Genomic DNA, 8,706 nt, shown 5'->3' with positions numbered 1-8,706 from the left:
TGACTCGCCCGCTGAGGTCGATGTCCTCGAGTTCGACGCGGAACGGATTGACGACGTGTACGTGGATCTCGGTGATTGGGCTACCGTCATCGAGGAGCGTCACCTCCACGAACGCGCCCGAAGAAAGACCGCTGGCTCGACAGCCCCGTTGCACGGTTAAGATGGTGCCGGTGGATGACGGTGCGAGTCCCGCACCGATAGATCGGGCCGTGTTGGAGCGTATGCGTTCCCGATTCGTTGGAAATCGTATGTTCGAGTCGGCGAAAATCGTTGAGGAGGGGAAGTTGCACCTCCGCGTTGAGCTGTCCGGCGACTATTACCCGAACGTGGTGTCTGCTCGCTTCGAGATTCGTTGGTATCGCAACGACGACTTCACCTTCCACTACCAGGAGGAACGGCGGGACAGCGCGTGGAAGTGCCGATGGGACCGGCATCCGAACGCGCACAACTCCCGAGATCACTTTCATCCGCCCCCGGCCGCGAGCCGCACCGACGCGGAGAACGCTCAGTGGCCGGACGATCATCGCGATGTGAGTCGGCTCGTTCTCGATCGTCTCGAGGAGCGTATCGAGGCGCTGTGGGAGCAGCAGTAGGCGGAGACATCACCGGAAACGGGACCGACTCAGGGTGTGGTCATCGATCGAGTGGACGATGCGAGCCCTCAATTGAGTGTTGAGGATGTCAATCAAACAATTCCCAATATCAGTCCTGATCTGGGCGTGGGGCTGCTTCTGCCTCTTGAATCTCCTCAGGCTTGTCGACACGATCGTAGACCCCCTTCCAGTGGTCCTTGGTGAAGACGTTATTCCGATTGAAAATCTGTCGAGCCGTATCGGTGATTGCGTAGAATTTGCTCGGTTGGCCTTTGGTCTGCTGACCAGGAGGGATTTCGACTGGTTCAACGATTCCTCCGTCGATTAGTGCCTCAAGGTGCTGGTGAATCGTCGTCCGGTGCAGCCCCGTTGTGAATTCTAACTCCTTCATCGATGGGAGGCCCTCCGGATGGGCGACGATATCTGCCACGATGTCCCGTCGTGATTCTTCTGCGAGAGTTTCCGCGATGGCGAAGAACTGTTGGGCGTCCTGCCCTTCAGCCGCCGGTGGTGTGTGGGACATTTTCGGTTGGATCTCGGGTCTCCAACCCTATAACAATGTGGGTGGAGAGCAACATCGTTCTTCTTGAGGAACGATTGATGCGATGATCGCTCGCTCATGACTGTTTGCCTCCGACGCTCTCAAGGGAGGAAACAACGCCACCTACGTGCGGTCACGCCGAACTCGACGGCTCGTGGCTGTCTGGATCGTCACACGAACAGCCGATCGCGGCGACGTCGCCACACTCAGGACACTCGTAGATCGGGATCACGTCCGAGCCTCGCTGGGGCAGTGGTCCTTCTTTCGGCCCTTCGTAGCCACACTCGGAACAGTGAGAGCGACTCATTGGTCTCGATGTGCTTCCTCGCGAACCCAATGGGCCGCCTGCTGGTGGTCAGCAACCAGTTCATGCGTTGTAGACGTCCCGGCGAGGAGCCGGCCCGTCTCCACATCGGTCACGACGTCCGAGCGAGCGACTGCCGAGAGCAGTTCACTCGCGACCGAAGCCATCGTTGCGGCCCGCTTGTGAGCGTAGGCGTCGTGTTCGTGGTCGGGAGCGTCCTCGGGAGGACGGTCGGCTTCGAGCTCGGCGAGGCGCAGGAGCGCCCGGGCACCCCAGCAGTCGAACTTTGTGTCGTCGAACCGATCCGACTCGTGAACGTCGTCGTGGAGTTGCTCAGCGAGATCGCAGATAATCGACGCCGAAACGCATATGTCGGTTTCCTCGTCAGTCATCCCGATCGACCTCGGGATTGTCAGGGCTCTCGTCGGCCGGGCACCACCACTGAATGACGATCGTGCCGTCCTCAAGGTCGTCGACGTCGTACTCAACACCGTCCGGGATCGGCAACGTGACGCGCTCTTCGCCGGTCTCTTCGGGGTAGCCCTCGGTCAGTTCCGGGTGATCGTCACCGTACTCGGCGTCGGGCACTGGATCGTCGATCCCACCAGGACGACCGTATCCAGGAACGTCGTGAGGATCCGGGTCTAGATCCGAGAGCATTCGCCTGCGTTCGTCGCGAGCATCTCGATGGAGATCGCGGAGTTCGCGGTCCATCAGCGCTCTTCCTCCGCGATTTCACTGGAAAGAGTGGTGTCCCCTTCCGAGGGCGGTACGTCTTCGTCGAACGTGCGTTCGTACACTTCTTTAAGTGGCATTCGAAGTCACTTCCTGGGGACGAGTGACTGTCTTCACCTCGCCTCCCGACCCCTCTCTGGGGGCCAACCAACGCCACCGCGCGGTGCAGACTCGCTGGCGGCTGTCTACGGAGTTACCCCACGTTGTCGAGGACAATCCGGGACGTGGGGTAACTCACGAGCGAGGGGGTTCAACGCGGTCGATCGACTCGAGATGGATGGTGTCGCGCAACTCGCCGTCGTGGCGAACATCAGTGATGAGACGAATGTCGCCATCCATGTCGAACCGCTTAGCAATGTCGAGGAGATCGAAGAGGCCAGCGTCAGCGTCTCGATTTAATACGAGGATCAGGTACCCCCGAGTCGGGATCCAGCCGTCTTCGACGAGTGCGAGCGACTGGAACTGCTCGAGTGCTTTCTCCGGGTTGTCTGAAGAGCCCATCGGGGGTATGGTCTCGATATGTGCTGGCGAGTAGGTTAATTGTTGAGGCCAGCGGTGGCTCCGTCGTAGCGGTCTGTCTGGCTTCGACAGTGGGGACAAGCATGGAGCGTGCCCTGGTTGTCCGCGAACACGAGTTTGTACTGGTCGCTGACGTGGCCGCCGCAGTTCTCGCACTTAGCCATCGGTACTCTCCGTCTCTGTGAGCTGGTCGTAGAGAGCGAGCGCCGTCTCGAGTTCGCCGATCGACTCGGTGAGCGTTAACGGTTCAAGGTTGACTCGGTTGCTCGACCAGGAATTACAGGGGCTCATCGGTTCTCACCCCTGCGCTGGGGGCACCCCGGTGCGTGGGGCAGGCGATCTCGGCCACCGAGGTCGACGAGGAGCTCGCGCTGGCAGTCTCGACACTGGACGTAGGCTTTCCCGCCCTGTTCGGGTGGCTCGGTATGGTACGTGTACGCTGATTCGACGGTCGTCTCATCACCGCTGTCGGCAACCGTTCCGCCGTCGGTGATGACGTCTCGATCTCGGAGCGCGTAAACTCGGGCTGCTGCCTGCTGGCGGAGTGCGCGGCCTTCCTCCGTTTCGTAGTGGTCGGCTCGCTGTGCGATCGCGTCGATCTGGCGCTGTTGTGCCATCTAACTTCGCCTCCACCCCTCTCAGGGGACGATCAACACGACCGAGCGGACTGCTGGGAGTGGTTCTAGTAGGTAGTTACCCCACGTAATCGATTGTAAATCGGTGTTGTGGGGTAACCGAAGCGTTTCGCATGCGAGTCGCCTTCTCGAGCGATTCAGGGTATGAAAATTTCAGTTTGTTCTCGCCTGATTCTCGCGTTACGTACAGCGCGTGGATGTAGAGGAAAAGCGGTAGCACACACTCAAAACATGCGAACGATTATCGTCGGGTCTTTCGGACTAAGGGGTATGCTTCACCGGCGGGCGGACCGCATCGGACTTGGGATCATAGGTGGAGTTACTGTGGTTGGCCTCGTACTCGTTCCGCGCCTCCCGGCGGAAGTCGCCATCCATTTTACGGCAGGAGGAACGCCCGACAACTACGTCCCACGGCTCGTAGCTGTGTTCTCTGTCCCCGGTATCGCACTGGCGACCATACTACTCATTCGCGGTGCGGCTCGCCTTGATCCGCCGACGGACCCACGGTCTATCGACGCCGTCATCATTGGGATGGCGAGCATGTTGAGCGCCATCTACCTGCTTGTCCTCGCGTGGAACCTTGGGTACACAGTTTCGATGTCACTGGTTGCTGCTGGTACTGTCTTGTGTACCATCGTGCTAGCAAGCTACGTAGTCTTGCGAGAGACGGCGGAATAACACGTCGGTAAATACGTACCTTGATGTAACGCGTCAGTTGGATCACGCCGGTCGGACCACCATTCGTTACATCTCGTAGTTGGTCGTACAAGGCACTCTGCTTTGGTCACAATGACACGAGAGCGTCATTATCACCTTGGCGCGTCCGAGCCAGTGGGTTATAGCAGTTCGGGCATTGATACAGAGTACTTCCGTATTTGTCTGTAGACACCAATTGTTGGCTTCGAGAGTAGCCGCGCCCGCAATCCGGACAGCCAAAAATCACGGCCATAGATATCGATTCCGTCCTGGTCGTCCTATAGTTCTTTCTCTAAGATGATCTGTACGTCACGAATATTTTACAGACCATGGTATGATGAACAGCGCGTTACATACAGAGCGTAGGTCTAACAGTTCTTGCCAGATGCGGCTCACTCACTTGGGTTTTGCGCGAACAGAATCTCTGCTGCATGCTGGTGCGGTTCACTCCCAGAGTCATCGTCAAATACAATCTCGTCGTACTGAATCGTCTTCCAGTCCTCGTAATGGTCTGCCAATTCGCCCGGATCGTAGAAGTACTCGTTTTCCGTCCAGTCGGGCGGCGTTGGGATTTCGGGGTGGTCAACGAATGCGAAGATAGCGTGGACCCCATTGGCGTTCGTCTGAGACTTGAAATGGTCGAACTGTCGACACCGGTTTTCAGGATGAATATACTGGACTGTCCCTGCCGAGTAGACAACATCAACGTTCGTAGGGAGGTCCAGCCTGTTCACATCTGCCTGAACCGGTTCAATATCGACGGCTCGACGCTCGGCGAGCCGTTTTGCCTTCTCCAAACCGTTCCGAGATACATCGACGGCATACACTTTCCACCCGTGCTCGGCGAAGAGAACGGAGTCCCTCCCTTCGCCAGCTCCGATGTCGATAGCCGTTGGTTCGTTCGCTATGCTGGACGCGATGTCGACCGTTCGTTCGGCCATTTTGTTCGGCCCTGTCCCCCAGTAATACTCTTCCTTCCCATAGACTTGTTCTCGCTCTTTAGAGTTCATCGCTCGAAAATTCTTAGCCAAACCGCTTAGTAGTGGTAGAATCGCACCCCGATGTAACACCAGAAGGGTTTCGCTGGTCAACAGAGTTTGCCTGGCCCCACATACACGAGAGTAAGATACTAGGAAGGGTGTCACCGGTATCGTCCTCACGGAGTCGGTCTAGAATCGTCGGCCAAGGGGGAGTAGCAGACTACCTTCATTTAGATGGGATTTACCTTCAACTAGATGGGGAAAGGCTTTGAATAGAGGGAGAACAACCAATTCCATGACTACGTATGCATCACTCGTTGATGCGACAGGCGAAGACATTCAGACCGTCCAGGAGCTGGCAGTAATCTGGGGCGAGCTTCAAAACGAGTTTAACGAGCGTCATGTTGAGCTCATCGACTCCTACGCAATGCTCGGGACACACGACTTCCTCATCATCTTTGAGGTTCCTGATGGTGAAGGCGCGACAAAGGCAGCACTAACATTGCGTGAGCATGGACTCTCTACACATACGATGGAGATCCAAAACACGGATGACTTTGCTTCCATCGTTGACGAAATTTGAGTCGGATTGATCCGGTGGATAATCTCCTAAGCATAACGTTCCTCCGGGTACTGCTCAAGCGAACCATCCAGCTCAACTCCCACCCATCGCCCTACAAGCATATCCCCTATCCACAAACCTATTTCCCCCGGATCTATGAGGATAGGCTGCACGGTCTACAGGGGACCATCTGACAATCAGGACCGTGCTGCCAGTTAGCGGACATCCGTTCGGGCAGGGTGTCTTTCCCGGCCCCTGCCCGTTTCCTGGCAGGTAACTCGCTCACGGACAGTAACGAGCACGGTTCTCCGTCGTCCGTACAAGAACCATCAAGCCTATAATTCAGCACGCATGCGACCCATTTGCACGGCCTGGTTCCCCATTCGGACCGTTCCCCCAGGTTGTGCTACCTGCAAGCGCGTTCGATCGGGCTAACTCCCCACTCCCCCGGCCCGATCACTTTCACGGGAGCGAAGTCTGAAAGCCATACATCTATTGATCTACAGTGCAGTCTTCCTGAGTGCACGACCTGATCTGAAGGCACATCAATGGGGTCGTGCTGCCTGTCAGAGGCACACCGGCGGGCGGGCTGATTCCCGTTCCCCATCGCCCGCTCGCTTTCCTCATTCGCTTGGGGGCAAGGACCGTACTTACGCCCTGTTGTCCTCTCATTACCGATAGCCGTCCGAAGGGTATTTCGACGCCTCTCCCTAGGCCAGATATAATGGATTTGACGGAGGCCACACTCCACTTCATCCGCCTATATGGTCCCCTCATATTGGTTATTTTCACGTTCCTCGAGATGTCGATGCTGTTCCCCTTTCTTCCGAGCGAAGTCGTTGTCCCGGGCGCCGCTGCGATACTCATCACCGACGCCACGTCGTTTCTCGTGTTCATATTGGCAGCCGGCGTCGGCGGAACGGTCGGAGCATTCGTTCCGTACTACGTCTTTCATGCTACCCGATCGGGTGGGGTTGGCTGGATCAAGGATCGCATTACCGTCTCAGAAGAGAACACTAACCGAGGGCGGGAATGGTTCCAGGAGTGGGGGCAGTCGTCAGTTCTCTGGGGACGATTTCTCCCTGTGTTGCGGTCCGTGATCTCCATCCCGGCAGGCTTAGCTAGAATGAGATCAATGCGGTTTGGCGTCTTCACAGCAATCGGCACCGTCGGATTTTACGCGATTACGGGAGCACTCGTTTACTTCGGCCGACAACAGCCCCTGTTTAGGGCAGCAGTCAGTTTCGTCATCGACAGACCAGCCCTCACTGCAGTCGGAGCCCTGTTTCTTCTCGCAATCGGAGTTGTTCTTAGGAGATGTCGACAGAATTGACCTCCAACATTATCGATCCGGTCTCTCCATACTGCTAGCGCAGTAGTTTACTCAGCGAAGTCCACCACCCACGGTACCTAGAGCTGAGATCTTATTTCCGTGAGCGGTCCTCAGTAGTGACACTAACCTGGGATTCTGTCTGCGGTCCTCGCTCTGAAGATGTCTCATCCATCAGTTCAGCCAACTTCTGTTCGAAGGTGGATTCGCTAATTTCGCCCGTCACGTATTGCTCTCGGAGTTCTCGTTTTCGATCTTCAGTCGTTGGTTCGACCGCTGTGGATACATCAAATCGCTGGAGGAGCGGAAAGTGGCGTTCGAGCTCTGTAACCAGAGTCACAAGACGATCGTCACGCGGGAGCGACGCATTTCGGAGGATCGAGACGACGGCTGCAGCCAGAAACACCAGTGCGATCAGTCCGAGCACAAGGACGATCACAATCCACTCTGCAGTTGCGCTAAGCATGGTCAGGACCGCCAGTTCCTCGCTTCCAGGAACACCCCCAGAAAGGACGGAGAGTCCCTCGAAGACCCCCATCAACCCTGCGCCGACGATCGCAATCGCTGTTACGACGAAGCCACCGAAGTACAGCCAGTGGCGAGCTACCATATACTGAGGATTGGGACGAAGAGGGATTAAGTGTACGGACCTGATCAGTCGACGAGTCTCTCGATAACTCACCCGTCAGAATAGGCATAGGATGAGTTCTGGGTTACGACCCATCGAGCCATGCAACGAACAAGTACACATGTGGTCCGTGAATACGACCCAAGGAGTAGTATGTTCGATCAGGTTCTGATCGCAGTGGACGAGAGCGACCATTCGCGACGGGCTGCAATGGTCGGCCTTGCGTTCGCGACAGCGTATGGCGCCGACATCGTTGTGGTTCACGCCGTCGAAGACGCTTCCTCGACGACCAGTACAGAAACCGGGGCTCAGAATCATCAGGGCGACGACGACATCCTCACAAACATCTCCGAGAGAGCTACCGACGTCGGCGTCACCGTTGAAACACACGCTGTCGAGGGGAAACCACCAGAGGTCATCGTCAATCAGGCGAACGAGTCGAACGTAGATCTCATCGTTATGGGGCGCCAAGGCCGGTCAGGCATCAGCGAACAGGTCCTTGGAAGCGTCACTGACCGGGTTCTCCGTAGTATTGATGTCCCCGTGCTGGTTGTCCCGAGCGGCGGGCCTGTCGGCGCTGATGACAGTAAGTTTGATCGCATCCTCGCTCCGACGGACGGCAGCGAGACCGCCGAACAGGCAGCACCATACAGCACGGATATCGCCAAGCGCCACGATGCAACGCTCCACGTCCTCAACGTCATCGACCCGCGGTTTGAAGGCATCTTCAGTGCGGGCGGCGGCTCCGAGGAGTTCTTCGAACGACTCGAGGAGCGCGGTCACGACTTTATCGATCAGTATATCGAACGGAGCAGCCAGACGGCCGCGGAGACAACAACCGATGTGGATATCCACAAAGCGGTTGTTCGAGGCACGACGTCTGAAGAAATCGAGGAGTATGCCGTCGAGAACGACATCGATCTCGTCGTGATGGCCTCACAAGGCGAATCAGGCCTAACTGGCCAACTACTTGGAAGCGTCGCGGATCGAACCCTCCGTGAGAGCGAGAAACCAGTGCTAATCATCCCACCGACCGAGTGACCGGCGAGAAACAACCGAATTCTGTCCAGCGGAGATCGAATGCTGGGACTCAGTCAGCCTGTTCGGGTTGCGCACTACCCGATCGAGTGGTCTTTCGGATACTCCCCATGGTTCGCGAGAGGAGATCCCGAAGGGCCTCACG

At 57.0% G+C, this 8,706-nt stretch carries 15 protein-coding genes and 1 pseudogene; 6 read left to right on the top strand and 10 right to left on the bottom strand.

From position 1 onward, the window contains the following. Both DVH23_RS25185 and DVH23_RS22760 read left to right on the top strand, forming a co-directional pair. A pseudogene (locus tag DVH23_RS25185) lies at positions 1-160 on the top strand (transcriptional regulator); the annotation flags it as partial. Positions 161-248: 88 nt separating this feature from the next. Next, entirely contained in the window at positions 249-593 is a 345-nt protein-coding gene (locus DVH23_RS22760; RefSeq protein ID WP_198668080.1) for a hypothetical protein, read from the top strand. A 109-nt stretch (positions 594-702) separates the two neighbouring features. Here DVH23_RS22760 and DVH23_RS22755 read toward each other — a convergent pair whose 3' ends face one another. The 8 genes from DVH23_RS22755 to DVH23_RS22735 form a co-directional block, all read right to left on the bottom strand. Then, the gene (locus tag DVH23_RS22755) at positions 703-1,116 is read right to left on the bottom strand and encodes a helix-turn-helix domain-containing protein (RefSeq protein ID WP_114579631.1); all 414 of its coding nucleotides are present in this window, start codon (positions 1,114-1,116) and stop codon (positions 703-705) included. Positions 1,117-1,267: 151 nt separating this feature from the next. After that, entirely contained in the window at positions 1,268-1,441 is a 174-nt protein-coding gene (locus DVH23_RS24015) for a hypothetical protein (RefSeq protein ID WP_157972592.1), read from the bottom strand. After that, on the bottom strand, positions 1,438-1,830 hold the full coding sequence (locus DVH23_RS22750) for a hypothetical protein (RefSeq protein ID WP_114579630.1): 393 nt from the start codon (positions 1,828-1,830) through the stop codon (positions 1,438-1,440). The genes DVH23_RS24015 and DVH23_RS22750 overlap by 4 nt, the downstream gene beginning before the upstream one ends. Further along, positions 1,823-2,152 (bottom strand): hypothetical protein, encoded by a 330-nt coding sequence (locus tag DVH23_RS22745; protein WP_114579629.1) that lies wholly within the window; start codon positions 2,150-2,152, stop codon positions 1,823-1,825. Before DVH23_RS22745 ends, DVH23_RS22750 begins: the two co-directional genes overlap by 8 nt. Before the next feature lie 255 nt (positions 2,153-2,407). Beyond that, positions 2,408-2,674, bottom strand: coding sequence for a hypothetical protein (locus DVH23_RS22740; RefSeq protein WP_114579628.1), 267 nt, complete (start codon positions 2,672-2,674; stop codon positions 2,408-2,410). 35 nt (positions 2,675-2,709) lie between these two features. Further along, positions 2,710-2,856, bottom strand: a complete 147-nt coding sequence (locus DVH23_RS24460; RefSeq protein ID WP_198668079.1) for a hypothetical protein — start codon at positions 2,854-2,856, stop codon at positions 2,710-2,712. Beyond that, positions 2,849-2,983, bottom strand: a complete 135-nt coding sequence (locus DVH23_RS25090; RefSeq protein ID WP_255565301.1) for a hypothetical protein — start codon at positions 2,981-2,983, stop codon at positions 2,849-2,851. The genes DVH23_RS24460 and DVH23_RS25090 overlap by 8 nt, the downstream gene beginning before the upstream one ends. Continuing rightward, positions 2,980-3,309 carry a hypothetical protein gene (locus DVH23_RS22735; RefSeq protein ID WP_114579627.1) on the bottom strand — a complete coding sequence of 110 codons (330 nt, stop codon included), beginning with the start codon at positions 3,307-3,309 and terminating at the stop codon, positions 2,980-2,982. The genes DVH23_RS25090 and DVH23_RS22735 overlap by 4 nt, the downstream gene beginning before the upstream one ends. A gap of 288 nt (positions 3,310-3,597) precedes the next feature. On the opposite strand from DVH23_RS22735, the gene DVH23_RS22730 reads away from it, so the two are divergent. After that, entirely contained in the window at positions 3,598-4,005 is a 408-nt protein-coding gene (locus DVH23_RS22730) for a DUF1648 domain-containing protein (RefSeq protein WP_157972591.1), read from the top strand. A 410-nt stretch (positions 4,006-4,415) separates the two neighbouring features. Here the strand turns inward: DVH23_RS22730 and DVH23_RS22725 are convergent, their stop codons facing one another. Next, positions 4,416-5,033, bottom strand: coding sequence for a class I SAM-dependent methyltransferase (locus tag DVH23_RS22725; RefSeq protein WP_114579625.1), 618 nt, complete (start codon positions 5,031-5,033; stop codon positions 4,416-4,418). A 265-nt stretch (positions 5,034-5,298) separates the two neighbouring features. On the opposite strand from DVH23_RS22725, the gene DVH23_RS22720 reads away from it, so the two are divergent. Then, entirely contained in the window at positions 5,299-5,586 is a 288-nt protein-coding gene (locus DVH23_RS22720; RefSeq protein ID WP_114579624.1) for a GYD domain-containing protein, read from the top strand. A 703-nt stretch (positions 5,587-6,289) separates the two neighbouring features. Beyond that, positions 6,290-6,898 (top strand): DedA family protein, encoded by a 609-nt coding sequence (locus DVH23_RS22715; protein ID WP_232833906.1) that lies wholly within the window; start codon positions 6,290-6,292, stop codon positions 6,896-6,898. A gap of 91 nt (positions 6,899-6,989) precedes the next feature. Here the strand turns inward: DVH23_RS22715 and DVH23_RS22710 are convergent, their stop codons facing one another. Then, positions 6,990-7,505 (bottom strand): SHOCT domain-containing protein, encoded by a 516-nt coding sequence (locus DVH23_RS22710; protein ID WP_114579623.1) that lies wholly within the window; start codon positions 7,503-7,505, stop codon positions 6,990-6,992. 171 nt (positions 7,506-7,676) lie between these two features. On the opposite strand from DVH23_RS22710, the gene DVH23_RS22705 reads away from it, so the two are divergent. After that, the gene (locus DVH23_RS22705) at positions 7,677-8,564 is read left to right on the top strand and encodes a universal stress protein (RefSeq protein WP_198668078.1); all 888 of its coding nucleotides are present in this window, start codon (positions 7,677-7,679) and stop codon (positions 8,562-8,564) included. Positions 8,565-8,706: the final 142 nt, after the last annotated feature.

Origin of the sequence: Saliphagus sp. LR7 (assembly GCF_003344565.1) — an archaeon.
Classification (GTDB): domain Archaea; phylum Halobacteriota; class Halobacteria; order Halobacteriales; family Natrialbaceae; genus Saliphagus; species Saliphagus infecundisoli.
The sequence above is the reverse complement of the archived record's forward strand: the minus strand, read 5'-3'. Positions and strand labels throughout refer to the sequence as shown.

Bases quoted from the DNA above. Each gene is read 5' to 3' on its own strand.
- DVH23_RS22755 (WP_114579631.1), bottom strand. From the start codon at position 1,116: ATGTCCCACACACCACCGGCGGCTGAAGGGCAGGACGCCCAACAGTTC.
- DVH23_RS22740 (WP_114579628.1), bottom strand. From the start codon at position 2,674: ATGGGCTCTTCAGACAACCCGGAGAAAGCACTCGAGCAGTTCCAGTCG.
- DVH23_RS22750 (WP_114579630.1), bottom strand. From the start codon at position 1,830: ATGACTGACGAGGAAACCGACATATGCGTTTCGGCGTCGATTATCTGC.
- DVH23_RS25090 (WP_255565301.1), bottom strand. From the start codon at position 2,983: ATGAGCCCCTGTAATTCCTGGTCGAGCAACCGAGTCAACCTTGAACCG.
- DVH23_RS22715 (WP_232833906.1), top strand. From the start codon at position 6,290: ATGGATTTGACGGAGGCCACACTCCACTTCATCCGCCTATATGGTCCC.
- DVH23_RS22710 (WP_114579623.1), bottom strand. From the start codon at position 7,505: ATGGTAGCTCGCCACTGGCTGTACTTCGGTGGCTTCGTCGTAACAGCG.
- DVH23_RS24460 (WP_198668079.1), bottom strand. From the start codon at position 2,856: ATGGCTAAGTGCGAGAACTGCGGCGGCCACGTCAGCGACCAGTACAAA.
- DVH23_RS22745 (WP_114579629.1), bottom strand. From the start codon at position 2,152: ATGGACCGCGAACTCCGCGATCTCCATCGAGATGCTCGCGACGAACGC.
- DVH23_RS22705 (WP_198668078.1), top strand. From the start codon at position 7,677: ATGTTCGATCAGGTTCTGATCGCAGTGGACGAGAGCGACCATTCGCGA.
- DVH23_RS22720 (WP_114579624.1), top strand. From the start codon at position 5,299: ATGACTACGTATGCATCACTCGTTGATGCGACAGGCGAAGACATTCAG.
- DVH23_RS22760 (WP_198668080.1), top strand. From the start codon at position 249: ATGTTCGAGTCGGCGAAAATCGTTGAGGAGGGGAAGTTGCACCTCCGC.
- DVH23_RS22735 (WP_114579627.1), bottom strand. From the start codon at position 3,309: ATGGCACAACAGCGCCAGATCGACGCGATCGCACAGCGAGCCGACCAC.
- DVH23_RS24015 (WP_157972592.1), bottom strand. From the start codon at position 1,441: ATGAGTCGCTCTCACTGTTCCGAGTGTGGCTACGAAGGGCCGAAAGAA.
- DVH23_RS22725 (WP_114579625.1), bottom strand. From the start codon at position 5,033: ATGAACTCTAAAGAGCGAGAACAAGTCTATGGGAAGGAAGAGTATTAC.
- DVH23_RS22730 (WP_157972591.1), top strand. From the start codon at position 3,598: ATGCTTCACCGGCGGGCGGACCGCATCGGACTTGGGATCATAGGTGGA.